Origin of the sequence: Aerococcus sp. UMB7834 (genome assembly GCF_030215145.1) — a bacterium.
In the GTDB taxonomy this organism is placed as follows: Bacteria; Bacillota; Bacilli; order Lactobacillales; family Aerococcaceae; genus Aerococcus.
On sequence record NZ_JASOLI010000002.1, the window covers coordinates 91,253 to 116,584 of the forward strand.

Here is a 25,332-nt window from a genome sequence, read left to right on the forward strand (position 1 = left end):
AGCGACAAGTTGTCGCAAGGACAAATAGAAAGGTGGCCCAAGCATGGGATTATTTGATCGCATTAAGAAAGCCTTCACTGGGGAAGACCCCATTGTTACGGACAAGCAAGAGACAGCCGAAGAAAAAGAAGAGCAGATTGTCTTTGAGAAGTATGATAAGGGGGTTGAAAAGACCCGGAAGACCTTCTCAGAGCGGATTAATGAGCTTTTTGCCGGCTTTAGAGAAGTGGACGAAGACTTCTTCGATGATCTAGAGGAGACCCTGATTTCAAGCGATGTGGGCTTCGACATGACCATCGCCCTGTCGGATGCCGTCCGCGAAGAGATCCAGTTGAAGAATGCCCGGTCCGGTGAAGAAGTGAAAAATACCGTGGTCGAAAAGATGATTGAAATCTACGACAAGGGGGAAAGCCCTGAGGTCGAAATCAATGAAAGCCAAACGGACGATCCGACCGTGATGCTCTTTGTGGGCGTGAACGGGGTCGGCAAGACCACTACTATCGGTAAGATTGCCTACCAATTGAAGGCCAAGGGGAAAAAAGTCCTACTCGTGGCCGGGGATACCTTCCGAGCTGGGGCTGTAGAACAACTGGAAGAATGGGCCCAGCGAGTGGATGTACCGATTGTCTTAGGCCGCGACCAGGGTGACCCGGCCTCCGTTGTCTTCGATGGGGTCAAGCGGGCCAAGGCAGAAGGCTTCGACTATCTCTTGGTAGATACGGCGGGCCGGCTCCAGAACAAGGCCAATCTGATGGCGGAGCTGGACAAGATGAACCGGGTCATCCAGCGGGAAATCCCCGATGGCCCCCACGAAACTCTGCTCGTGCTCGATGCCACAACGGGACAGAATGCTCTCCAGCAGGCCAAGGAATTCGCCAAGGTCGTGAATATTACGGGTATTATCCTGACTAAGATGGACGGGACCGGCAAGGGTGGCGTGATCTTTGCTATTCGCTATGAGCTGGATATTCCAGTCAAGTTTATTGGCCTGGGCGAGCAGCTGGATGACTTGCAGAAGTTCGATCCGGAGCAGTTTATCTACCAGATGGTGCGCGATGTGGTGGAAGTGCAATAGGCTGGGGGTTGAAGTGAAAAGCAGATTATTTGCTTGATGGAGATTGTGCCGATGAGCATACGTTCCGTCTTGAAAGTGATCGTTAAAGAGCCGTGGCACCGGTTCGGGCCAAGGTCCCTCACCTAGCATTCTTCAAACGGCTAGTAAGGCTATCGCCAACTAGCCGTAATTCATATCTAGTCGGGTTCGCAAGAGCAGCTTTGGAGTGCTTTCGCAAGTCGGAAACGTGCAAGCCTTGCTTGCCCTTATCCCGACTTACTCCAAGCATCCAAAGCTAACCGCTCTTGCTCTCACCCTTGAACTTGCTTTTTCACGGCTAACGATCACTTTCAAGCTCCACTCCTGCTCATGACATGAATTTCTTATTTTTTATATAATGCAATAAAATCATTGATGGGTTCTTTTAGAAAATGGATCAAAAAACAGAAATTCTGGCAGCTTGGAGCTCTGCTACTTGCAAACAAAAAAGCTTGTTTGAAAGTTCGCCTCCAATTCAAAACAATTCAATCGTACTAATTTTTCAATTTACATTCGTTGACAACAAAAAAGGCTGGGGCAGGGATCCCAACCTAATTATTTTAGGTCTAATCAGTAGTTTTTATAGTGGATAACGCAATATAAGTGCTTCAACATGATTACTTATGAGCAGGAGTGGAGCTCGAGTTTGATCGTTAGCCATGAAAAAGCAAACGAAGCGAATTAGGGAGAGTTGGCGCAAGCCTTACTCTCCCTTTAAGTCTCGTTAGGCGAGAGACCTTGGCTCGAGCCGGTGCCATGGCTTTTTAACGATCAAACTCGAAGCGAAATGGATGCTCACCAGCACGATTTTCTGGGAAGATTTGAATTGACTTTCTATTGGGGCTTCGTTATCCTTAAGTATTGTTAGGAGGAGCGGCGGACTTGTTTTGCTGGCTCCTAGATCAGTTAAGGGGCGAATGTGAATGGAATTGGAAAAGACGAATGAGATGAACCGCCTCTATGATTTTTATGGCGATTTGTTGACGGCTAAGCAGCAGGCTTATATGGCGCTCTACTACCAGGATGATTATTCGCTGGGGGAGATTGCGGAGGCTTATGATGTGAGTCGCCAGGCGGTCTATGACAATATTCGGCGGACGGAGAAGATTCTCCAGCACTATGAAGCGGTCCTCCATAATGTCAAGGCCTACCGCCAGCGTAAGCGTTTGGGTCAGAAGGTCCAATCCTATATCGACAGCCAGTATCCGGAAGATCAAGTCTTGCATGAGATGCTGGCAGAATTGATGTTATTAAATGATGAAATCGATGACTAAAGTGTGAGGTGTAAATATGGCATTTGAAAATTTATCAGACCGCTTGCAGGGTGCCATCCAGGGTGTCGGCAAGAAGGGTAAGATTACTGAAGCAGATCTGAAGGAAATGATGCGGGAAGTCCGCCTGGCCCTCTTGGAAGCCGATGTTAACTTCAAAGTGGTTAAGAGCTTTGTCAAGCGGGTCAATGAGCGGGCTCTGGACAGTGAGGTCCTAGCCTCCTTATCGCCGGCCCAACAGGTGGTTAAGATTGTTAACGAAGAGTTGACCGAGCTCTTAGGGGGCGAGCAGGTAGGCATCGACTATGCGTCAGCTGGTCAACCGACTGTCCTCATGATGGTCGGCCTCCAGGGGGCAGGGAAGACGACAACAGCTGGGAAGTTAGCCAACTACCTGCGCAAGGAAAAAGGCCGCAAGCCCCTCTTGGTGGCAGGGGACATCTACCGGCCAGCTGCCATCAACCAGCTCCAAACCATCGGCCAGCAGCTGGACCTGCCCGTCTTTGAATTGGGTAACCAGGTAGACCCGGTCGAAATTTCCGAGAAGGCCATCCAATACGCCCAAGAAAAGGGCTATGACACGGTCTTTATCGATACCGCCGGCCGACTCCAAATCGATGAGAAGTTGATGGATGAGCTCAAGAATATCAAGGCAGCGGTTAATCCTAATGAAATTCTTTTGACCGTTGACGCGATGACGGGGCAGGAAGCTGCCAACGTGGCCAAGGCCTTCGATGATGAGCTCGAAATTACCGGGGTCATGCTGACTAAGCTGGACGGGGACTCCCGCGGTGGGGCGGCCCTTTCCATTGCCAGCATCACGGGCAAGCCCATCAAGTTCGCCGGGACCGGGGAGAAGTTGGAAGACATTGAAATCTTCTACCCTGACCGGATGGCCAACCGGATCCTGGGCATGGGGGACATGTTGACCCTGATCGAGCGCGCCCAGAAGGAATTCGACGAGGCGGAAGCTGAAGCCATGGCCGCTAAGATGCGGGAGAATACCTTCGACTTCAACGACTTCATGAAGCAGATGGAGCAGATGAATAAGATGGGGCCGCTGGAAGATATTATCAAGATGATCCCTGGCCTCAACCAAATGCCGGGCTTGGACCAGCTCAAGATTGATCCAAAAGAAATGACCCGGACCAAGGCCATTATCCAGTCCATGACCAACTTCGAACGGGAAAATCCTGATGAAATCTCCCAGAGCCGACGCAAACGGATTGCTAAGGGTTCAGCGACCACGGTGGCTGAAGTCAACCGCCTGATCAAGCAGTTCAACCAATCGCGTGACATGATGAGTAAGATCTCTAATGGCAACTTGGGCGGCTTGGACAAGCTCATGGGCGGCATGGGCCAAGCAGGGGGCGGCAAGCGCAACAAGATGCAGGAAGTCGCCAGCCGCCGTATGATGCGCAAGCTTAATAAGAAGCTGGGGAAAAAGAAACGCCGTTAAGGATTGGTTGTAGTTTATTGTTTTGGGAATGGTGCTGGTGAGCATGCGTTCCGCTTTGATTTTTTGTCGTTAAAGAGCCACGGCACCGGCTCGAGCCAAGGTCTCTCGCCTAGCGAGCTTCAAAGGGCTAGTAAGGCTGACGCCAACTATCCCTAATTCACATCGCTTGCTTATTCGTGGCTAACGACAAAAAATCAAGCTCCACTTCTGCTCACATCTAAATTGCCGAACCAAAAAGTCCAATCATTGAACGGCACGGGAAGATATGAATAGTTTTTAAGGGCGGCTTTATTAAGTTTTGCCCTTTTCTTGATTTTGTTTTTTTGGAAAGTGCATTGTCTTGCGGGAAGATGCAGTAAAGCGCTAAAAAACTGCATTGTCCTGAGAGAAGATGCAGTAAAGCGCCGGGAAACTGCATTGTCTCAAAGAAAGTTGCAGTAAGCAGCTAGCAGAATATTCTTTGTCTGTGATGACTGGTCAGGACCGCTTTGAATAAAAAAATGGGCCTGTAAAGAAAAAATACTTTACAAGCCTGGGAAAAGCTGATATAGTATACAAATGTGATTAAAGAAAATATATATTGAAAAGAAACAAGGAGGAAATTAACTCATGGCAGTTAAAATTCGTTTAAAACGTATGGGTGCAAAACGTAACCCATTCTACCGTATTGTTGCAGCAGACGCACGTGCACCACGTGATGGTCGTATCATCGAAAAGATTGGGACTTACAACCCAACAACTGAACCAGAAGAAGTTGTTCTTGATGAAGAATTAGCGCTTAAATGGTTAGCTAACGGTGCGCAACCAACTGATACAGTACGCAACATCCTTTCACGTCAAGGGATCATGAAGAAACATCACGAAGCTAAAAACAACAAATAAGACTAGGATGAGCTAGCATGCCAGATATTGAAAACTTACTGCTAACGATTGTGACTCCGTTAGTAAAATATCCAGAAGATATCCACCTGGAAATTGTCGATGGTGACGAATACTTAGAATACCACCTGCAATTAAACCCAGAGGATGTGGGGCGTGTGATCGGTAAAGGTGGCCGTGTAGCAAATGCCATTCGCACCATTCTCTACAGCGTCCGCGTCGAAAACCACCGCCGCGTCCGCCTACTCATTGATCGAGATGGAGACTAGGGTGTGAGGGAGCGCGGGAAGAAGTGGACCTCTGGAGCAAAAAGCTTGAGAAGGCTGCAAGCCTTCGAAAGATTTTTTGTGAAGAGGAGCCACTTCTGCGCGACTGAACCCGACTATAAAGGGTGTGAGAGGATGCGGTAGAAAGGGACCTCTGGAGTAAAGAGCCAAAGAAGACTGAAAGTCTTCGGCGGCTCTTTGTGAAGAGGAGCCCTTTCTGCATCCTCGAACCTGACTAGAAGGGTGTGAGGGCTGGCGTTTAGACTCGGATGATTGGAGCAAGTCGGAAAAAGAGCGAAGTATTCGCTCGTTTCAGACTTGTGAAATCACTCCGAGTCTGCAACTGCGAACCCAACTAACACGTCACAAATATGCTAGAATGAGCTAGGGCGACACTGCCCTAGCTTTTTTAAATAAGAGCATCAAGCTTTTGGATCATGTTAAGAAGCATCCGTTACGCTTTTGAATTTGATCGTTAAATTTTTAAAGGATCAACACTGGCTGAAGCCGTCTTGTACTTTATCCGTAAGTCGCTAACGCTCCAACGGCTAAAGCATGGCAACGATCAAATTCAAATGTCTAGACTGAAGCCTAGCCTCTACCTATTTAAGACTAAACAAAGCTTATCTATTTTTAGCAAAACCAACAATAAAAACCACTAAAAGGAGGTCATGCAGATGACAGAGACTTATTATCAGGTGGGTAAACTGGTCAATACCCACGGCATCCGCGGCGATGTCCGGGTGATTTCGTCCACCGATTTTCCAGACCAGCGCTACCAGCCAGGGAGCCGGTTGACCCTCTTCGACAAGGGCCAAGCGGTGGAGGAGGTGGAAGTGGATAAGCACTACGTCCACAAGAACTTCCACATCCTCCACTTCAAGGGCTATCCCTCCATTAACGATGTGGAACGTTTCAAGGGCATGGTGCTCATGGTCGCAGGGGAGGACCGCGAAGACGACCTGGAAGAGGGGGCCTTCTACTATGAAGACATTATCGGTCTGGAAGTTCGCACGACAGAGGGTGAGCGTCTGGGCCGGATCCGGGAGATTACAGCGCTTGGCCCCAATGACGTCTGGCATGTCCAACGTTTTGCCAAGGGGGCGGACATCCTCCTCCCTTATATCGAAGACGTGGTCAAGGAGGTCAACCTGGACGAGGGCTATGTCCTGATTGACCCCATGGAAGGATTGATCGACTAATGCAGATTGACGTCTTAAGCCTATTCCCCGAAATGTTTGCGCCCCTGACCCAGTCCATCATCGGCAAGGCCCAGGAAAAAGGCCTGGTGGATATCCGGATTACCGACTTCCGCCAATACGCCGAAAACAAGCACGGCCACGTGGATGACTATCCCTTTGGCGGTGGTGCTGGCATGCTGCTCCAGGTGGGGCCCATCTACCGGGCCCTGGAAGCTATCAAGGCCAGCCATCCCGACACCGACAAACGGGTCATTCTCTTGGATCCAGCTGGGAAGACCTTCGACCAGGCCCAAGCTGAATCTCTAGCCCAAGCGGACCACTTGATCTTTATCTGTGGCCACTATGAGGGCTACGACGAGCGCATCCGCCACTATGTCACGGATGAAATCTCCCTGGGCGACTTTGTCCTAACTGGGGGTGAATTGGGTGCCATGGCAGTCATCGATGCCACCGTCCGCCTCCTGGATGATGCTGTCGGCAATGCCGAATCGGTGGTGGAAGATTCTTTCTCCACCGGGCTCTTGGAGCACCCCCAATACACCCGGCCGCGCGAATTCAATGGTATGACCGTGCCCGATGTTCTGCTGAGCGGCGACCACGCCAAGATCGCCGACTGGAAGCAAAAAGAATCCCTGCGTCGGACCCTAGAACGCCGTCCCGACCTGCTCGAGGACTACGAACTCTCCAACCAAGAAAAAATCTGGTTGGCTGATATGCAGGCGGACCAGGAAGAAAATAATGAATAAACCGTATGGAGCCGGGTAAATTTGCCCGGTTTTTTATCTACTAGGCTTGCCTTGCTTCTAACTAAGGGAGTCAATGCTACAATCTCTTTTGCTTTTCTCTAAATGGCTCTCTATAATAGGAAGCAAGTTGAAGACAAGAGGAGGGACAAGCATGCGAATTGTAATTATCGGTGGCTCTTTTGCGGGGCTGGAGGCGGCTTTGGCCTGCCGGGAGGAATATCCTGAAGCGGAGGTCAAGCTTTTTGAAGCGGGGGAAGACCTGGCCTTTAGCCCCAATAGCTTGAAGGAGGTCTTGACGGGTCACTTGGCGGACTTGAGCCAGGGAGCGACCGTCAGCCTTGGCCAGCTTGAGTCACAGAAGATTGACTGCCACTTGCAAGCGCCAGTCCAGGCGATCCAGGTCGAGGACCGGACCATAACTTACCAGGAGGACGGAAAAGTATCCCAGCAGCCTTACGACTACCTGGTCTTAGCCATGGGCAGCCAGGTCTATCCTAAAGATTTGAGCTCCGACCAGGCCCAGCGTTTGATCCGGACCAAGGACCGTGTGACCAGCCAACAGAGTCAGAAAATTATTAAGCAAGTGGACCATATTCTAGTGGTTGGGGGCGGTCCTATCGGCATTGAGGCTGCCGTCCTCTACCGCCAGCTGGGTAAGCAAGTAACTTTAATCGAGGCTGGCCCCTATCTGGCCTACAAGCTCTTTGACCCCTGGCTGGGCGACCGGCTCCAAGACCAGCTCATCCAGTTGGGCGTCCAGGTCCACTGCCAGGCGACCTACCAAACTTTTGAAGCGGACACGAGCGGCGTCCAGGTTCAGACCCAGCAGGCGACTTATCAGACTGACGCCGTCCACTTTGCCATCAACTTGGCGCCGCGGACAGAACTTGTCCAGGACCAGCTTGTCCTTAACCCGGACGGGACCATCTGGGTAGATGCCTACTTGCGGACTTCAGCTCCTGGTGTCTTTGCCTGTGGGGACCTGGTCCGCCTGCCATTGGGTCCGGAGAAGTCTCAGACCTACCTGCCCCTGGTCAGCCATGCCAAGCAGACAGGGCGGCTAGCCGCCTTGAACTTGGAGGCAGCTCGCTATCCAGTGCCGGTTTCTCAGAGGACTGAGGCCTTGACCTTGGACCAGAAGATTTATTTTACCGGTGGGATCAGCCAGACCGAGGCGGACTACCAGGACCTGGCCTATTGCCTGACCCGCTATGAGAGTGACGGGCTGGCTATCCAGTTCATTAGTGAACAAGCCACGGGCAAAATCTTGGGCCTCCAAGCCTGCCTATCCGACCAATCGACGGGTCAAATGGTCCTGGTCTTGATGGCAACAGCCCTCCAGGCGGGACTGACCGACCACTTCCTGAGCCTTCAAGCCAATCTCTACCAGGGGCGCCAGGCCTTGATCGATCCGGACTGGTTCCAGGCCATCGGTCAACACTGGCGGACTCGGCGCCGAATCTTAGACGGAGAGGAGGGCGACCATGCAGATTAGTCAATTGATGGAACGCAGCCAGGCTGCGACCTACCAAGTCGTCCACCAGCTCATCCAGCAAGCTGGCCCCCTGCCGATTAAGACGCTCAAAGACCAGGTCGACCTCTCCCAAGCTACTCTAGACAAGTATCTACGTGCTATCCAGGAAGCCGGCCAAGCAGGGGAGATGGCTTGGCGCTTGGACTGGCAGGACGACCAGGTCAATCTCTGGCTGGACCAGCACCTATCCCAAGAAGAGATTCTGGCCTATTTTCTCCAGGACAGCATCAAGTACCAGGTCTTAGACTACTTATTTGAGAAGGGGGAATTCGCCATTAACCAACTGGCCGACCAGCTCCTCGTTTCTGAAGCCACCCTCAACCGAAACCTGGCCCAGCTCAACCAGGACCTCCAGGAATTCGGCCTGCAGATCAGAAATGGCCGGCTCAAGGGCCCCCACCACCAGGTCCTCTACTTCTACTACCAGCTCTATACAAGCAGCCTGCCGCCAGCAACTAAGGACGGGCTCATTAAGCAATACGGTCTCAAAGCCTACCTGCCTTATTTTGAAAAGATTAATAAGGGGCCATTCACGCCGCGAGGGGAAGACCGGCTGGCCCTCTGGCTCTATGTGACCCAGCGCCTGGCTAGCTTCAATGACCGCGATTATGAAAGTCTCTACCGAATCAGTGCCGACCTCCAGGACCGTCCCTTCTACCAGCGGGCCCGCCAGCACCTTCTCCGCTACCAGTCCCAGCTGGCCCGCGACTTCCAAGAGGGCGACCTGGTCAGCCATGTCCTCTTCCTCAGCTCCCACTACCTCCTCTCACCCAGCGTCAACGAACAATTCCTGGGCTACGGCGGCCCCATCATGTCAGCCACCAGCCAGACCGTCCGCCTGCTCAACCAGGACCAAGCCCTGGACAAGCGAGAAAAGGCCCGGATCGTCTATGAAGCCGGCCAGTCCTATTCGGCCCTCAGCTACTTCCAAGGTTTCCTCCTCCAAGGGCCTCTGCCTGATGCGAACAGTTCTTATGCCCAGGCTGCCCGAGACCTCCTAGCCCAAGTTGTACCCAAGACCTTGCCCATCAGCCTAGATGACCGAGGCGACCTCCTGACCTGGGTCCAGTGGAAGTGGGGCCAGACCCTGGAGACGCTCGATCTGAGAGAAGAAGCCGTCTACCAAGTCGCTGTCCGCCTGGATCCCTTGACCAACCTGGATCGAAAGACCATGTTGGAATTACGCCAACAGCTTGAAATCCACCGCCGGCTCAGCCTGGACCCCTACCAGGAAGGCATGGCCTACGACTTCCTCATCAGTGACTACCGCCAAGCCAGCGACTATCCCGCCCAGACTTACTATCTCAAGGAGAACTTATCCCCCTACGACCTCAAATACCTCAAACAAGTCCTCCAGCAAAAAGTTGGGACTTAAAGGATATATCTAATCATAAAAATAAGAAAAAGGATGATGCCCAAACTTGGACCTCATCCTTTTGGCTTATTCTTAGCATCAAGCTTCCTTTGTAAATCGTGGCAGTGTTTAATTGTCAAGTAATTAGAAATAATTAAGACAAGAATCGTTATCAACTGTAGGGTATCTTTCAAGAGGGATCACTCATAAAGAATTGCAAATTTCTTTTATTCTTACAAGTTCACCTTAACAAACGTTAAAAATATGTTCAAGTGCTCCACTTCTAACTTTTTTAAGTTAGTCTTGAATTGTTTTTAGCTTTTAAAACATGCTATAGTGAGAATAAAAGTGGAGATCTGCCAGAATAGACGCCCTAGTATATATGGGCATTAGTTTGAAATATGATATTGGAGTGAAGATTATGCAAAGAGAAAAGTTTTTACGCTATAGTATTTTTTTAAGCCTTCTTTTTTTAGTTCTATTTGCAATAATTTATCCTGATAACAGAGAAATAGAGCGTTTCATTATTGTAATAATAATTATATTACAGGTCATTAATATCCTTCTCCATAGAAAAGACAACTAAGTAAGAGTAATGAAAAATTCTTGTGATTCTTGCAATCGCCCAAACACTTGGACACCATCCTTTTACTTTATCATTCAAGGCTCCAATTCAGAAGTGCCAGGCCTGCTCACTAGCACAATCTCTATCTGTATGCAGGAACTATCAGCTTTTTTCAAAATCCTAAAAAAGTTAAGACCATCTATGTAAGCGCTAACGCTATAATATTGACAGAACTTAGAAATCAAGTCCAATTCTATTTGAACAATAGGAGGTTAAGATGGAAAAATATATTATGGCCATTGACCAGGGCACCACGTCCACCCGGGCAATTATCTACAACCACCAGGGTGAGAATGTGGGCTCCTACCAAAAAGAATTCGAACAAATCTTCCCCCATGCTGGCTGGGTGGAGCACAACGCCAACCAGATCTGGAATTCCGTCCAGTCTGTGATTGCCGGAGCCTTTATCGAGTCCGGACTCAAGCCCGAACAAATTGAGGGGATTGGGATCACCAACCAGCGGGAAACGACCGTCATCTGGGACAAGGAGACGGGGCTTCCTATCTATAATGCCATTGTCTGGCAGTCTCGGCAGACCGCAGCCATCGCCAACCAACTCAAGGCAGCCGGCCATACGGAGATGATCCGCCAGAAGACGGGCCTGGTGATCGACGCCTACTTCTCCGCGACCAAGATTCGCTGGATTTTAGACCATGTGGATGGGGCCCAGGAACGCGCGGAGAAGGGCGACCTGCTCTTCGGAACTATTGATTCCTGGATCGTCTGGAAGCTGACCGATGGCAAGTGCCACGTGACCGATTACTCCAATGCGGCCCGGACCATGCTCTTTAACCTGAAAGAACTCGACTGGGACCAAGAGATCCTCGACCTGCTTAATATTCCCCGCTGCATGCTGCCGGAAGTCAAGTCCAATTCCGAGGTCTACGGCCACACCATTCCCTTCCACTTCTATGGGGCGGAAGTCCCAATCGCCGGGATGGCGGGGGACCAGCAGGCAGCCCTCTTCGGCCAGCTTGCCTTTGAGCCTGGGATGGTCAAGAACACATACGGGACCGGGGCCTTCATTATTATGAATACCGGTGAAGACTTCCAGCTCTCGGACAACCGCCTGATTACGACCATTGCCTATGGGATTAACGGCCAGATCCACTATGCCTTGGAAGGGTCCATCTTCGTGGCAGGGTCTGCCATCCAGTGGCTGCGGGACGGCATGCGGCTGATCCAGTCCTCACCGGAATCCGAAGATCTAGCCCAAGCCTCCACCAGTGAGGATGAGGTCTATGTCGTCCCTGCCTTTACCGGCCTGGGCGCCCCTTACTGGAATTCCGATGCCCGGGGCTCAGTCTTCGGCCTGACCCGAGGAACTAGCCGGGAGGACTTTGTCAAGGCAACTCTCCAGTCCCTGGCCTACCAGACCCGGGACATCATTGATACCATGGAGAAGGACACGGGCATGCCCATCAATGTCCTCAAGGTGGACGGTGGGGCAGCTATGAACAACTACCTCATGCAGTTCCAGGCCGATATCTTAGGTATTGAGATTGCCCGGGCCCAGAACCTGGAAACCACTGCCCTGGGTGCGGCCTTCCTGGCAGGTCTGGCAGTGGGCTACTGGGAAGATCTGGAGGAACTGAAGACCCTCAATGCGGTCGACCAAGCCTTCAACCCATCCATGAACAATGCCCGCAAGGAACAACTCTACAAGGGCTGGACCCGGGCTGTTAAAGCCACCCAGGTCTTTGCCGATACAAGTGATGAAGCGTAGGATAATCTTTAGAGGAGGATAAACCATGAAATTTTCATACCAAAGTCGTCAACAAGCCATTCAAAAGATGCAGGACCGGGAACTCGACCTGCTCGTAATCGGTGGGGGGATTACCGGGGCCGGCGTCGCCCTCCAAGCGGCCGCGTCAGGCCTAGAAACCGGTCTGATTGAGATGCAGGACTTCGCTGAAGGAACTTCCAGCCGGTCGACCAAGCTAGTCCACGGGGGGATCCGCTACCTCAAACACTTCGACGTGGAAGTCGTATCCGATACGGTCAAGGAAAGGGCCGTGGTCCAACAGATCGCTCCCCACATTCCTAAGCCCGACCCCATGATTTTGCCGGTCTATGATGAAGAGGGTGCAACCTTCAACCTCTTCCGGCTCAAAGTGGCCATGGACCTCTACGACCTCCTGGCAGGCATCCAGACCTCGCCTTATGCCAACAAGGTCCTCTCCAAGGAAGAAGTCCTGGCTGAAGAACCTGCTCTTAAAGCAGAAGGCTTACTGGGTGGGGGCCGCTACCTCGACTTCAACAACAGCGACATCCGTCTCGTGATCGAAAACATTAAGCGGGCCCAAGACGACGGTGCCCTAGTCGCCAGCCGGGTCCAAGCAGTGGGTTATACTTATAATGAAGCGGGAGATATCACAGGTGTCCGGGCCCTCGACCGACTTAGCGATAAAGAATTCGAAATCAAGGCACGGGTGGTCATCAATACGACAGGGCCATGGTCCGATAAGACCCGGAACTTAGACCGGTCGGACCAAGAAGCCATCCACCAAATGCGGCCTACTAAGGGCGTCCACCTGGTTATCGATTCCGCCAAGCTCAAGGTCAACCATCCCGTCTACTTCGACAGCGGCCACAATGACGGCCGGATGATCTTTGTCATCCCAAGAGAGAATAAGACCTACTTCGGGACGACCGACACTGATTACCAAGGCGACCTCAAGCACCCCCAAGTCACCCAAGAGGACGTGGACTATCTCCTGGCAGCTGTCAACGGCCGCTTCCCAGATGCGGACATTAGCCTAGAGGATGTGGAATCCTCCTGGGCAGGGCTCCGGCCACTTCTCGCTGGCAACTCGTCTTCCGACTACAACGGGGGCGATAGCGGCAAGCTGACCGACGACAGCTTCGACCAATTGATCCAATCAGTCCAAGCCTATCTCAAGGAGGAACAGACCCGCGAACAAGTCGAAGGGGTCGTGGCTAACCTAGAAGGCAGCCTGTCCGAACAACAATTGAAACCTTCCGAAGTCTCCCGGGGTTCGGACCTCTCCATTGATGACAATGGCTTAATCACCCTGGCTGGCGGCAAGATCACGGACTACCGCAAGATGGCAGCCGGTGCTCTGGAGAAGATTATCGGCATCCTGGCTGACAAGTTCGACCGCCACTTCCGGGCCATCAATTCCAGAACCTATCCAGTCTCAGGCGGGGAAATCAACCCCGACAATATCGAACGCGAATTCGAAGCCTATGCCCAAATCGGTGTCAGCCGCGGCTTGACCAATGAGGAAGCCTATGAAATTGCTGCCCTCTACGGGTCCAATGCTCCTCAAGTCTTCCAATTGGTCGACCAGATCGACAAGGATGACCGCCTGACCCTCAAGGAGAATATCATGCTGGCCTATGCCATGGCCTATGAAATGACTCTGACCCCAGTGGACTACTTCCTGCGCCGGACCAACTACCTGCTCTTCAAGCGGGATGAGGTGGACCATATGATCGCACCGGTCTTAGACATCATGGCAGCAGCCTATGACTGGACCGCTGAGGAAAAACAAGCCCAGCTGGACCAATTAAAGGCAACCATTGAAGAAAATGATCTGCAAGTTCTCAAGGACCAGGCTGGATAAGGAGGGACCACCATGCCCACAGATGTACTCGGAGAATTTCTCGGCACGGCCTTCCTGGTCCTCCTAGGGGACGGGGTGGTGGCCAATGTCAGCCTAGACCGGACCAAGGGCAAGGACGCGGGTTGGCTGACCATCACCATCGGCTGGGGCCTGGCCGTCGCCATTGCCGCCTATGCCACCGGTCACATGGGACCAGCCCATCTCAACCCAGCCGTTAGCTTGGCCTTTGCCCTCAGAGGGGCCATCAGCTGGGGGACCTTCCTGGCCTATACCATCGCCCAGGTCCTGGGAGCTGTTTTAGGCGCAGTCGGCGTCTGGCTCCTCTACCGGCCCCACTATGCCCAGACCGAAGATCCAGATACTATCCTGGGAACCTTCGCTACGGCACCGGCTATCGATTCACCCCTGGATAATGTGATTGCGGAAGTGATTGGGACTTTCATCCTGGCCTACGGGATTCTGGCCTTCGCCTACACTGAGATGGCGCCAGGGATAGGTACCGCTGTAGTCTCTGCCTTGATCGTGAGCATCGGGGTCTCCCTGGGTGGGCCGACTGGCTACGCCATCAACCCAGCCCGGGACTTTGGCCCCCGCCTGGCCCACAGCTTCCTGCCCATCCCTCATAAGGGGTCTAGCCAGTGGTCCTATGCCTGGGTGCCGATTCTTGGCCCCATGTTAGGGGGCTTATTGGCAGCAGGACTGGATGTTTTGATTAATGCATAGAGTGAATGGAAGAGTCGGCCTTGGGGGCTGGCTCTTTTAATTTGGCTTGGATAAATAAAAATGTGCTGTGAGCATGCGTTGCACTTATGAAGTTGGTCCTTGAAAAGCCATGACACCGGCTCGAGCCACGGTCTCTCGCCTAGCGAGCCTCAAACGGTGCGTACGGCTGGCGCCTACGCTCCGTAATTCGCAACGCTTGTATATTCATGGCTAAGGACCAACTTCAACGTTCCACTCCTGCTCACAATTGACTAGCAGACAATCCCAAAAAAGTGTGTAATATGAGTAATTGATAAATAGAATTGTGCTGGTGAGCATGCGTTCCGTCTTGAGTTTGATCGTTAAATGTTTAAAGGATCAACACGGCTGAAGCCGTCTTGTACTTTATCCGTAAGTCGCTAAAGCTCCAACGGCTAAAGCATAGCACCGGCTCGAGCAGCTTCAGCTCTTGGAGCGAAGCGCCTTAGAGATGAAGTTCAAGGCTGCGCCAGCAGCGTTGCTACATTCTTCTCGCCTAGCAAATCTCAAACGGAGAGTAAGGCTTGCGCCAACTCTCCATAATTCATATCAGTCGGGTGCGCAAGAGCAGCTTTGGAGTGCTTTCGCAAGTTGGAAAGGTGCAAGTGTGGCTTGCCCTTATTCCAACTTACTCCAAGCATCCAAAGCTAGGCGCTCTTTCTTACACCCTGGGCTTTCTTTTTCATGGCTAACGATCAAACTCAAGCTCCACTTCTGCTCACGATTGAATTGCTGCCCAATCAAAAAGATGCGTGTAATATGAGTAATTGATAAATAGAATGGTGCTGGTGAGGATCTACTTTGCTTTTTTATCTGCTTCTTATTACATTTGACGAGCAGCTTGAAAAGTTTTAAAGTGAATTTATAAGATGGATTTATGATTCTTTTAAAGTCAAGGAGGAGTGGTAATGAAGGATAACTTGGAATTGTGGATTGGTTTAGGATTAATTTTTGGAATAGTTATTGGTGTATTAACAGGTAGACTAGGGATTGGAATAGGCTTTGGTTTAATCATCGGAGCTTCTTTAGGTGTTGCTTTTGAAGGGGATGAATAGCCTGAGTCTTAGTACTCTCTTGCGCAAGATGCGATTAGATGTTATGGGATATAAAAGTCGGCCTTGAGCTGACTCTTTTTTATTAATTCAAGATAGCAAATATAATAGTCTTTGCTTATATATATAAATTAGGTCTATTTGTAATAAATAAAACCAATATTGATTGACAGGAGAAGCTAAAACCTTTACAGTAGCTTTAGAAGCTAAGAAATATCAATCTTTCAAGTATGGTTATCGATTGAGGGAGGAGAGGTATGAAAGATAATTTTGGATTCTGGCTTGGTTTAGCGATGATAGTTGGCGTGTTCCTGGGGTGGACGATTGACAGTATGCCTCTTGGTATTGGATTAAGTCTTGTAGTCGGTACGGGAATCGGGATGGGCTTGAAGGATGATGGTAAGAAGGAAGATTAAGTTAGTGATGACTAAATAAAGGAGGCCTGTAATGAATGACCAGTTAAGAAAGCGCCGGTTGAGCGCGAAGTACGGCTTTTATGCCTATTTCCTTATTTTTGCGATTACTATTATTGTGGATGGGGTGGCGGGGAACTTTCAGTATGTGCTCGACACGTCGGCCAGTCATATTCTTGTTTTTGTCCTGCAGAAGTTTTTGGCTTATAATTTAATCGCCATCCTTCCAGCAGTGATTATTGCCCTAACTTTTTACTTCTTTATCTTGAGAGAATGTGACGAGTAATCCTTAGCGACAATGATTTTCGGAATTTGAAGCATCATTTAATTTAAGGAGGCACTATGAAGAAATTTATACTCGATGTTATAACCCTCGCCCTAGCCTTTATTATCCAAAGTGTGCTAGGAAATTGGATAAACTTAGACAACTTGTTGATTGATTTTCTTTCCTTTGTGATCATCTTTTTCATCATTCGTGGCTTAATGTCCAAGGCCTACGATTAAAGAGATAGCCGCTACAAGCTCGCTAAGAATGTCGAAATCTAATGGTTAAAAACTAAAAACAGGCCTCCCAACGTATGCCGTTAGGAGGCCTGACTGCTTATGATAGGTTAGAAGGGGGCCATGACGTTAATGAGTGTGCTCAACAGAATACCGACGACTAAGCCGCCCACAAAAATTAGAATATTGCGCATGATCTTGTTGTCCTTCATCACTCGCCAGCTCCTCTCTTAAAAAACTAACTGCCTCTTGCACCTCCATTCTAACAAGAAAAGATAAGCGTTTTCAACCGATAAAATCCGAAAATTATATTTATTGATTAGAAGATAAAACTACAATCCTTCTTAAAAACTAGGGTCGCGTTTAAAAGTGTAGCGAATATCATAATTACTTTTTATAAAGATAAGCTTGCCTTTTATAGAGGATGACTAGCAATTTGAATTTTATTTTTACATTTGTCACTAGTGAGCAGGAGTGGAGCTTTGAATGTGATCGTTAGCCATGAAAAGCAAGCGAAGCGAATTATGGATCGTTGGCTTTAGCCATACGAGCCGTTTGAGTCTCGCTAGGCGAGAGACCTTGGCTCGAGCCGGTGCCATGGCTCTTCAACGATCACATTCAAAAGCGCAACGCATGCTCACCAATACAATTCATTAAATAAGCAAAGCAAAACAAATCCCCCAAAAGCTGGCCACTAGCAGACTTTTGAGGGCTTTATATTATTTAAAATCTAAAACGATTTATTTTACCGCATCAATAATCCCAGTGAAGCTGTCAACTTCTAGACTTGCGCCACCAACGAGGACACCGTTGATGTTGTCTTGGGATAGGATTTCTTTAGCGTTAGCTGCTTTAACAGAACCGCCGTAGAGGATGCTGGCTTCTTTAGCCAAGTCTTCAGAAGTCAATTCAGCAATGACTTGGCGGATTTCGGCACAAACTTCTTCTGCGTCTTGGGCAGAAGCGGTCTTACCAGTTCCGATAGCCCAGATTGGTTCGTAGGCGAAGACAACTTGTGAGATGTCATTAGCGTCTAAACCTTTGAGGGCAGCCTTTAATTGTTCAGTGATGAAGGCAATGTATTCATCGGCTTCACGTTGTTCCAAGCTTTCACCCACGCAGAGGATAGGGGTTAACTTGTTGTCTAGGGCAGCTTTGACCTTAGCGTTGATGTCTTCGTCGGTTTCCTTGAAGATTTCGCGGCGTTCAGAGTGGCCGAGGACCACATAGTCTACGCCGAGGTCGCTCAAGGCAGCAGGGCTGGTTTCACCTGTGTAGGCCCCGCTATCTTCGGAGTAGCAGTTTTGGGCCCCTACTTTAAGGGCAGAATCTTGAGTACGTTCCACAGCGTCAGCTACGAAGAGGGCAGGTGGGATAACCACCACATCAGCGTCCACATTAGCGTCCACTTGTGCTTTCAAGTCATCGATGAAGCTCTTCGCTTCACCAGCAGTCTTATTTAATTTCCAGTTTCCGGCAATAATTGTCTTAACCAATTTAAAATCTCCCTTCAGAAATTAAGTACACCTGTATTCTACCATTTTTGTCATGAAAACACTATTGTAAAGTGAAGAAAATCTCAAAGGGGGCGAAAGCTAGCGGGAGAAATAGACCTCTGGAGCAAGAGACCTATTTCTGCTAGCCTGAACCCAACTAATAAGCAACATAAAAGTCAGTTCCAACGAAATTTCTGACGAAGCAGCTAAGAATTTTCTCATTCGTCAGAGAAGGGCCCAAAATGTGTTAGAATGGAGGGGATGTGTGACGTGACAAGCGACTGAGAAGGAGAGCTTATGCTGAAGAATTTTATTTTTGATATTGATGACACCCTCTACGACCAGATGGATCCCTTCCGTCGGGCTTTGACGGAGGTCTTCCCCGACTTGGACCAGGACCGGGCCCCTATCTGGTATAAGAAGAGCCGTTATATTTCCGATACGGAGTTCCCGGGTCTTGCCTTCGACCCCGAGGGCATTAAGCAGATGCAGATCAAGCGCATCCAGTCGCCCCTGGCTGATGATGGGATTGACATTTCCAGTGAAGAAGGCTGGGCTTTCCAAGAAGCCTACCAGCGCTACCAAAAGGACCTGGACCTCCAAGGCGACATGCGCCAAGTCCTCGATCTCTTGAAGGCAGCGGGCCAGCCCCTAGGCATTATTACCAATGGAGAAACCGCCAAGCAGTGGGCCAAGGTAGAGACCATGGGCTTGATGGACTGGATTCCAGAAGACTATATCTTAGTTTCCGAAGAGGTGGGAGTGGCCAAACCTGAGCGCAAAATCTTTGACTTGGTCTGCCAGCGGATGGGCATCCGACCTGAAGAGAGCGTCTACTTCGGCGATAACTTCAAGCACGATATGGTGGCGGCCAAGGAAGCTGGTTTCCATACCGTCTGGCTCAACCACCGGGACCGCGAATTTGAAGGCGTTGATGATTATGTGGACCAGGTCTGCATGGACTTCCCTGAAGTTCTTACTTGGGTCCAAAAAAATCTCAAATAATCCTTTACAAATCCACTCGAATTTGTTAAAATGTGTACTTGTGAGTTATTGTCACGTATCAAACGATATTCCGCTAGTAGGTCTGCCTGCTATGAGTGTTTGTTGGAAGGAGAAAAAACATGAGTAAATTAATTGAAAGCATTACAAATGAACAATTACGTTCTGATATCCCAGACTTCCGTCCTGGTGACACCGTTCGTGTCCACGCTAAGGTTGTCGAAGGTGACCGTGAACGTATCCAGCTCTTCGAAGGTGTTGTTATCAAACGCCGCGGTCAAGGCATCAGCGAAACTTACACTGTTCGTAAGATTTCTAGTGGTGTTGGTGTGGAACGGACTTTCCCAGTTCATACCCCACGTGTTGACCAAATCGAAGTGATCCGTCAAGGTAAAGTTCGTCGTGCGAAATTATACTACTTACGTGATCGTCACGGTAAGGCAGCTCGGATTGCTGAACGCCGTCGTAAATAGTTCGATAGATATTGAAGCAGCAGGCTTGGCTTGCTGCTTTTTCTTTTTGGTGGATGGTAATAGGTATACAAATTGTAATGATGAGCATCCGTTCCGCTTTTGAATTTGATTGTTAAAGAGCCATGGCACCGGCTCGAGCCTTGGTCTCTCGCCTAGCGAGACTTAAACGGACCGTACGGCTAAAGCCTACGCTCCGTAATTCGCTTCGCTTGCTTGTTCATGGCTAACAATCAAATTCAACGCTTCACTCTTGCTCATGAGTAAATTGTTAATTATTAAGCTAAAAGAGTAAAAGTTTTTGATTTTCTAGCTAAGAGAAAAAGCAAATTGATTTTTCTACAAAAAAGTAGTCTGATGCCTGCTTCATGCGTGAGTCTTGTGAGAGGAAAGGGCCCGCTGGTTAAACCGCTTTCCCTTTTTGATTGAGTTGGGCTTTTTGCCTGTGTTAAAATGAAGTTAAAGGAGGTCGTGATGATGACTGAAGAATATACGATGGAAGAGAAAGGCTGGGGGCAGCGCTTCTTGGATATTTTGAAATGGATTGGCTTGATGATTTGGGGAACCCTACCTATGGGCTTGATGCTTGTGGTCAATGGTAATTCCCATCGTTTTTCCTGGCCAATAGTAGCTGGGCTGACCCTCTTGGTTCTAGTTTTTGCTTATGTGACTTACCGTTTTCTTTATAACTTTTATTACAAGCGTGCCCAGGGCAAGGACAACTTCGACCGCTTGGGATGGAAGGATGTAGGCATCGTCTTCCTCTATTATATTGGGGTCCGCGTGGCGGTGGTGGTATTGACCATGGCCAACCAAGCTGTCTATGAGACGGGGGTATCGGCCAATGACCAGATGCTCTTCTCCGGCGACCCTAACTTAGTATCGCCTATTTCCAATATTGCTTTCTTTCTCATGATGGGCTTTGCGGTGCCGTTTCTCGAAGAATTGGTCTTCCGGGGCATTTTCCAGCATCTTTTCTTCAAGGCTGAAAGCTTCTGGTGGCCCCTGGTCTTGAGTTCGCTAATTTTTGGTCTCAACCACTTGTCCAGTAATATGATTGAGGCTTTGATGTATATCATCATGGGGATTGCCCTCTACCTAGCCTACCGCCGGCGGAGAAATCTCAAGGACGCTATCCTCCTCCACATGATGAATAACGGCTTTGCGGCTCTTATTCTTTTAGGCACTTACCTCCTCCAATTTTTTAGCTAAGTGCTCAGCTCCTAGTCCGATTCGGCTGGGAGTTTTTTGCTTTCTTTATCAAATTGTACTAGTGAGCATCCGTTGCGTTGTTCCCTCAAAATAAAGCGAATTAAAAAATAGAAAAGAAACCGCTTTTATGTTAAATTATAGGAGAAAAGAATGTGCGCATCGAATGAAAGGAAGGAAAGATCAATCATGAAAAAGATTATCAACCAGGCGTCTGATGTGGTCGATGAGATGCTCTCGGGCATGGTTCTGGCCAATCCCAAGATCGAGCGGATTGAGGATACAGGGATCCTGATAGCCAAGGACTTGCCAGACCAAGTTTCGGTGATCAGTGGCGGGGGCAGTGGCCATGAGCCCAGTCACGCTGGCTTTATTGGAGATGGGATGCTGGCAGGGGCAGTCTGCGGCCAGGTCTTTACTTCACCGACCTCCGACCAGGTCTACCGGGCCATCCAGGAAGCCAACCAGGGCCAGGGGGTCATGCTGGTGATTAAGAATTATTCGGGGGACATCATGAACTTCGAAATGGCCATGGAGATGGCAGAGATGGATGATATTCCGGTCGCCAAGGTGGTCGTGGATGACGACATTGCCGTGGAAGATTCCGACTTCACCCAGGGCAAGCGCGGAGTGGCTGGCACTGTCTTCGTTCATAAGATTCTCGGCGCCGCTGCCCGGTCTGGAGCCAGCCTGGAAGACTTAGCCAGCCTGGGTCAGCAGGTGGTCGATCATTTATCCTCCATCGGCCTAGCCTTGTCTGGCGCCACAGTCCCAGAGTCCGGAAAGCAGGGCTTTAACCTGGCGGATGATGAGATCGAGTTCGGGGTCGGCATCCACGGTGAACCGGGCTACAAACGCGAAAAACTCCAGCCTTCCCGGGCTATGGCCCAAGAAATGTTGGAGAAGCTGAAGGCCTATAACAACTGGCAGGCTGGCGACCGTTATGCCATCCTCGTCAACGGCATGGGGGCCACGCCGCTGATGGAGCAGTACATCTTTTTAAATGATGTGATGGGTCTTTTAGCAGACGAGGACTTGGACATTGCCTTTACCAAAGTAGGCAATTTGATGACCTCGATTGATATGGCAGGGATTTCCTTAACTTTCTTAAAATTAGAAGACGACTGGCTGGACTTACTCCAAGCCGATGTTGATGTGGAAGGATGGTAGACTGATGAGTCAAGAACAAGCAGTACGCGAGGCTTTAAGCCTTTTTAGCCAAAAAGTTACGGAAAATAGAGAATACCTGTCCGAATTGGATACGCCGATCGGGGACGGTGACCATGGTGGTAACATGAAGCGGGGCGTGGATGCCCTCCAGGAGAAGCTGGACGACCAGGCGGAGGACGCCTCAGTGGTGGACCTCTTAAAGGCAGCAGCCATGGCCATGATGTCCAAGGTTGGCGGGGCTTCGGGTCCGCTCTACGGGACGGCCTTTTTGGAGATGGCCAAGGCCCTGCAGAGTCAAGAGGGTAACTGGGAAGCGGCTATCCAAGCAGCTGCCGATGGAATCGCCAAGCGCGGCCATGCCCAAGCAGGAGACAAGACCATGCTAGACGTCTGGCTGCCTGCTGCGGAAGCCCTGAAGGAAGGCAGCTTGACTGCCGAACAAATTGACGGATGGGTTCAAGCGACAGAGGATATGCAGGCCCGCAAAGGCCGGGCCTCCTATGTGGGCGAACGGTCAGTTGGCCATATCGACCCGGGCGCCATGTCCACATCTTACTGGCTCAAAGCCCTAGTGGAAGCAGGTGTTCTCCATGACTAGCGCCATTCTCTTAGTCTCCCATGTGGCGGACCTGGCCCAAGGCGTGGCGGCTCTCTTAGGGGAAGTGGCCCAGGATGTGGAAATCATCCAGGCAGCAGGCCTCGAAGATGGTGGGATTGGGACGTCCTTCGAACGGATCCAGACCGCCATCGACCAGGCTGAGGCCGATCAGATCTACGCCTTCTATGACCTGGGCTCCGCCAAGATGAACCTGGAAATGGTCCAGGAAATGTCCGACAAAAAAATTACCATCTATGACACCGCCTTCGTCGAAGGGGCCTACAACGCCGCTGCCCTGACCCAGGCTGGTTTGGACCAGGAAGAAATGGAAAAACAGCTGAAGGATTTAGTGGTGAAATAAAATTCCTTGGTAAGAGGTGGTGCTAGTGAGCATGCGTTCCGATTCCAACGCTTCACTCCTGCCCATAAAAACAGTGCCAAGCCGATATTTTAATCATTAGTAGCTAATGGAAATAAAAAAGTGTCGCCTTCTCTTATTGTCGAGGGAGGCGACACTTTTGTTATTTCATTAGAGACAAACACGGGCCAGGAGGTCGTCGAATTCGCGGACGTCTACCTTACGGCCGAGGCTGATCTTGATATGGCCAGCCCGAGTCCAGAGTTCGATTTCAGAGGTCAGGTCGAGCCGGCCTGCGTTCTCCGTGGACCACATGGTGATGGAGCGGTAGGGGAGGCTGTAGATTTCAATTTTCTTGCCAGTTAGGCCCTGGCTATCGCGGACGATCAGGCGCTTGTTGGTAAAGATAGCGATATCGCGGATGGTCTTGAAGGCACGGAAGGCTTCTTCGCCGGGCACTAACATCTTTTGAACGTCATCTGGAACAGGCACTTCTTCATCAAAAATCCAGGACGTTACTTCATTAATTTCGGACATAGGGTCCTCCTTTTTTGCCTTTAGTCTAACAAAAAGCAAGCAAAAAAGCTAGGCGGGTGGCCTAGCTTTAAAGTGGTTTGTTTAGTTGGGGCGCAGAGTTAGAAGCTTTTCCACCTCTAATCGCTCTTGCTCACACCCTTTTCTAGTCGGGTTCGCAAAGGCAGAAAGGGAATGACTTCAGCAAAAGGGAACGACCGGCTAAAGTCGTTCTTATCCCTTTTGCCTCCAGTCATCCCTTTCTAAACGCCTTTGCTCACACCCTTTTTTTAGAATAATTGTTTGTCACTACCGAAGCGTTGACCCAGTGCTTCTTGGGCAACTTGGTTGAAGTAGTGCCAAGTGTTGTCGTATTCAGGTTGGAAGAAGAAGTCAGCTAAGGCGAGGTCTTCAAGTGTCCAACCGGCTGAGATGGCAACGGATAGGGTGTTGATGTCCCGTGCTAAGTTCATGGTGGACATGATTTGTGCCCCGACTAACTTGTGGTCGTCTTTGCGGTAATGGATCTTCATGAAGACTTCTTGGTCGTCTTTCATGAACTTAGGCAGGACAGGAATTTGGAGGAATTGGCTTTCGACTTCGCCATCAATTTCTGCCTTGTCGCAGTCCTTAACGCCTGTTGCCGCAAAGTGGTAGTCGAAGAGGGCTAGGCCGCTGGTACCGTTGACGCTAGGTGATTTGACTTTGTTTTCCCCAGCGATAATGTTTTGAGCAGCTGCAACCGCTTGACGGCGGGCATTGCTGGCGAGGGCAATAGCCTTGCCTTTACCAGTTGGGTTGAATGGAATTTCGGTGGCGTCACCGGCAACATAGATGTCTTTTACAGAGGATTCCAGGTATTCGTTGACTTTAACGAAGCCTTTGTCATCTAGTTCTAGGGTGCCCTTGAGCCATTCGGTGTTTGGTTTAACGCCAACAGCGAAGAGAACGGTGTCGGCGGGGTATTCGCCCTTGTCTGTAATCACTTTGGCAACTTGGCCGTCTTTGCCTTCGACAGATTGGACGCATTCATTGCCGTGGAAGTCGAGACCTTTATCAGCTGCATGAGCTTCGAGGACTTCGGTGAATTCCTTGTCCAGGTAAGTTGGTAAGATGCGGTCTTGGCTATCGATCACAGTGGTCTTAATGCCAGCCTTGGTGAAGGCTTCTGCCGCTTCAATCCCGATGTAGCCGCCGCCTACAACAACGGCTTCTTTGGCTTCTGCCATACGTTTTTTGACGCGGTCTGCCCAGTCACGGCCCCGCAGATAGTAGACGTGGTCGAGGTCAGTCCCTTCAATAGGGAGTTCAACAGGCACTGCACCAGGACTTAAGAAGAGCTTGTCATAGCTGACCTGGTGTTCACCTTGGTCGTCTTTAACAGTCACTTCCTTGGCATCACTATCAATCGCAACTACTTGGCTATTGGTGTAGGCGTTAATACCTTGTTTCTTGTAAGAGTCTTCTGTTGCATAATGAAGATCGTCCAAGTGATCGGACTTGTCTTCTAAGTAAGACTGAATCCCACAAGATAGGAAGGACATGGTGGATCCACTTTCATAGAGATCGATTTCAATGTCCTGGTCAGCCTTGAGCAAAGTTTGAACCATTTCGTAACCAGCATGTGACGTTCCGACAACAACAACTTTCATCGTATACATCCTCCTTAATATTTTGCTACCCCCATCCTAGTACAAAAGGAGAGATTTCACAAACAAAAGGGCTCAGGAAAAGATTAAAATATGCTGAAAAATAAGGGCTTCTATCCCGTCATATGGGAGCGACTTATG

25 protein-coding genes are annotated in these 25,332 nt (G+C 50.0%); 22 read left to right on the top strand and 3 right to left on the bottom strand.

The annotated features are described in order from the left end of the window. The first annotated feature begins 43 nt into the window (after positions 1-43). The 16 genes from ftsY (at position 44) to QP339_RS02065 (ending at position 16,729) form a co-directional block, all read left to right on the top strand. On the top strand, positions 44-1,075 hold the full coding sequence (ftsY, locus tag QP339_RS01990) for a signal recognition particle-docking protein FtsY (RefSeq protein ID WP_284910191.1): 1,032 nt from the start codon (positions 44-46) through the stop codon (positions 1,073-1,075). Positions 1,076-2,016: 941 nt separating this feature from the next. Then, a complete protein-coding gene (locus QP339_RS01995) occupies positions 2,017-2,367 on the top strand; it encodes a putative DNA-binding protein (RefSeq protein WP_070617568.1) in 351 nt (116 codons plus the stop codon). 16 nt (positions 2,368-2,383) lie between these two features. After that, positions 2,384-3,823: a signal recognition particle protein gene (ffh, locus tag QP339_RS02000; RefSeq protein WP_284910192.1), complete on the top strand. Its 1,440-nt coding sequence runs from the start codon at positions 2,384-2,386 to the stop codon at positions 3,821-3,823. A gap of 609 nt (positions 3,824-4,432) precedes the next feature. Continuing rightward, positions 4,433-4,705 carry a 30S ribosomal protein S16 gene (rpsP, locus tag QP339_RS02005; protein WP_067972242.1) on the top strand — a complete coding sequence of 91 codons (273 nt, stop codon included), beginning with the start codon at positions 4,433-4,435 and terminating at the stop codon, positions 4,703-4,705. A gap of 17 nt (positions 4,706-4,722) precedes the next feature. Beyond that, positions 4,723-4,971: a KH domain-containing protein gene (locus tag QP339_RS02010; RefSeq protein WP_067972240.1), complete on the top strand. Its 249-nt coding sequence runs from the start codon at positions 4,723-4,725 to the stop codon at positions 4,969-4,971. A gap of 674 nt (positions 4,972-5,645) precedes the next feature. After that, positions 5,646-6,170: a ribosome maturation factor RimM gene (gene rimM / locus QP339_RS02015; RefSeq protein ID WP_284910193.1), complete on the top strand. Its 525-nt coding sequence runs from the start codon at positions 5,646-5,648 to the stop codon at positions 6,168-6,170. Then, a complete protein-coding gene (gene trmD, locus QP339_RS02020) occupies positions 6,170-6,916 on the top strand; it encodes a tRNA (guanosine(37)-N1)-methyltransferase TrmD (protein WP_284910194.1) in 747 nt (248 codons plus the stop codon). The genes rimM and trmD overlap by 1 nt, the downstream gene beginning before the upstream one ends. 151 nt (positions 6,917-7,067) lie before the next feature. Continuing rightward, complete coding sequence (locus QP339_RS02025; protein ID WP_284910196.1) at positions 7,068-8,411, top strand: NAD(P)/FAD-dependent oxidoreductase; 1,344 nt, start codon at positions 7,068-7,070, stop codon at positions 8,409-8,411. After that, positions 8,401-9,825, top strand: a complete 1,425-nt coding sequence (locus QP339_RS02030) for a helix-turn-helix domain-containing protein (protein ID WP_284910197.1) — start codon at positions 8,401-8,403, stop codon at positions 9,823-9,825. Before QP339_RS02025 ends, QP339_RS02030 begins: the two co-directional genes overlap by 11 nt. 821 nt (positions 9,826-10,646) lie before the next feature. Continuing rightward, complete coding sequence (gene glpK, locus QP339_RS02035) at positions 10,647-12,155, top strand: glycerol kinase GlpK (RefSeq protein ID WP_284910198.1); 1,509 nt, start codon at positions 10,647-10,649, stop codon at positions 12,153-12,155. Positions 12,156-12,180: 25 nt separating this feature from the next. Next, positions 12,181-14,019 carry a type 1 glycerol-3-phosphate oxidase gene (glpO, locus tag QP339_RS02040; RefSeq protein ID WP_284910199.1) on the top strand — a complete coding sequence of 613 codons (1,839 nt, stop codon included), beginning with the start codon at positions 12,181-12,183 and terminating at the stop codon, positions 14,017-14,019. A gap of 12 nt (positions 14,020-14,031) precedes the next feature. Continuing rightward, on the top strand, positions 14,032-14,742 hold the full coding sequence (locus QP339_RS02045) for an MIP/aquaporin family protein (protein ID WP_284910201.1): 711 nt from the start codon (positions 14,032-14,034) through the stop codon (positions 14,740-14,742). Positions 14,743-15,668: 926 nt separating this feature from the next. Further along, positions 15,669-15,815 (top strand): glycine zipper family protein, encoded by a 147-nt coding sequence (locus tag QP339_RS02050; protein ID WP_284910202.1) that lies wholly within the window; start codon positions 15,669-15,671, stop codon positions 15,813-15,815. Between the two features lie 254 nt (positions 15,816-16,069). After that, complete coding sequence (locus tag QP339_RS02055) at positions 16,070-16,228, top strand: glycine zipper family protein (protein ID WP_284910203.1); 159 nt, start codon at positions 16,070-16,072, stop codon at positions 16,226-16,228. A gap of 31 nt (positions 16,229-16,259) precedes the next feature. Next, positions 16,260-16,511, top strand: a complete 252-nt coding sequence (locus QP339_RS02060; protein ID WP_284910204.1) for a hypothetical protein — start codon at positions 16,260-16,262, stop codon at positions 16,509-16,511. A 56-nt stretch (positions 16,512-16,567) separates the two neighbouring features. Next, on the top strand, positions 16,568-16,729 hold the full coding sequence (locus QP339_RS02065) for a hypothetical protein (RefSeq protein ID WP_284910206.1): 162 nt from the start codon (positions 16,568-16,570) through the stop codon (positions 16,727-16,729). Positions 16,730-17,466: 737 nt separating this feature from the next. On the opposite strand, the gene tpiA is transcribed toward QP339_RS02065, so the two are convergent. Continuing rightward, positions 17,467-18,222, bottom strand: a complete 756-nt coding sequence (gene tpiA / locus QP339_RS02070; protein WP_284910208.1) for a triose-phosphate isomerase — start codon at positions 18,220-18,222, stop codon at positions 17,467-17,469. A 297-nt stretch (positions 18,223-18,519) separates the two neighbouring features. Between tpiA and QP339_RS02075 the strand changes: the two genes are divergently transcribed. The 6 genes from QP339_RS02075 (at position 18,520) to dhaM (ending at position 23,032) form a co-directional block, all read left to right on the top strand. Continuing rightward, positions 18,520-19,227: an HAD family hydrolase gene (locus tag QP339_RS02075; RefSeq protein ID WP_284910209.1), complete on the top strand. Its 708-nt coding sequence runs from the start codon at positions 18,520-18,522 to the stop codon at positions 19,225-19,227. A gap of 119 nt (positions 19,228-19,346) precedes the next feature. Further along, entirely contained in the window at positions 19,347-19,697 is a 351-nt protein-coding gene (rplS, locus tag QP339_RS02080) for a 50S ribosomal protein L19 (RefSeq protein WP_284910210.1), read from the top strand. A 471-nt stretch (positions 19,698-20,168) separates the two neighbouring features. Then, positions 20,169-20,906, top strand: a complete 738-nt coding sequence (locus QP339_RS02085; RefSeq protein ID WP_284910211.1) for a CPBP family intramembrane glutamic endopeptidase — start codon at positions 20,169-20,171, stop codon at positions 20,904-20,906. Positions 20,907-21,092: 186 nt separating this feature from the next. After that, positions 21,093-22,073, top strand: coding sequence for a dihydroxyacetone kinase subunit DhaK (gene dhaK / locus QP339_RS02090; RefSeq protein ID WP_284910213.1), 981 nt, complete (start codon positions 21,093-21,095; stop codon positions 22,071-22,073). Between the two features lie 4 nt (positions 22,074-22,077). Next, a complete protein-coding gene (gene dhaL / locus QP339_RS02095) occupies positions 22,078-22,671 on the top strand; it encodes a dihydroxyacetone kinase subunit DhaL (protein ID WP_284910214.1) in 594 nt (197 codons plus the stop codon). Then, positions 22,664-23,032 carry a dihydroxyacetone kinase phosphoryl donor subunit DhaM gene (gene dhaM / locus QP339_RS02100; protein WP_070617621.1) on the top strand — a complete coding sequence of 123 codons (369 nt, stop codon included), beginning with the start codon at positions 22,664-22,666 and terminating at the stop codon, positions 23,030-23,032. Before dhaL ends, dhaM begins: the two co-directional genes overlap by 8 nt. Positions 23,033-23,200: 168 nt before the next feature. Here dhaM and QP339_RS02105 read toward each other — a convergent pair whose 3' ends face one another. Next, the gene (locus QP339_RS02105) at positions 23,201-23,566 is read right to left on the bottom strand and encodes a PH domain-containing protein (RefSeq protein WP_284910215.1); all 366 of its coding nucleotides are present in this window, start codon (positions 23,564-23,566) and stop codon (positions 23,201-23,203) included. A gap of 266 nt (positions 23,567-23,832) precedes the next feature. Continuing rightward, on the bottom strand, positions 23,833-25,194 hold the full coding sequence (locus QP339_RS02110; RefSeq protein ID WP_284910217.1) for an FAD-dependent oxidoreductase: 1,362 nt from the start codon (positions 25,192-25,194) through the stop codon (positions 23,833-23,835). Positions 25,195-25,332: the final 138 nt, after the last annotated feature.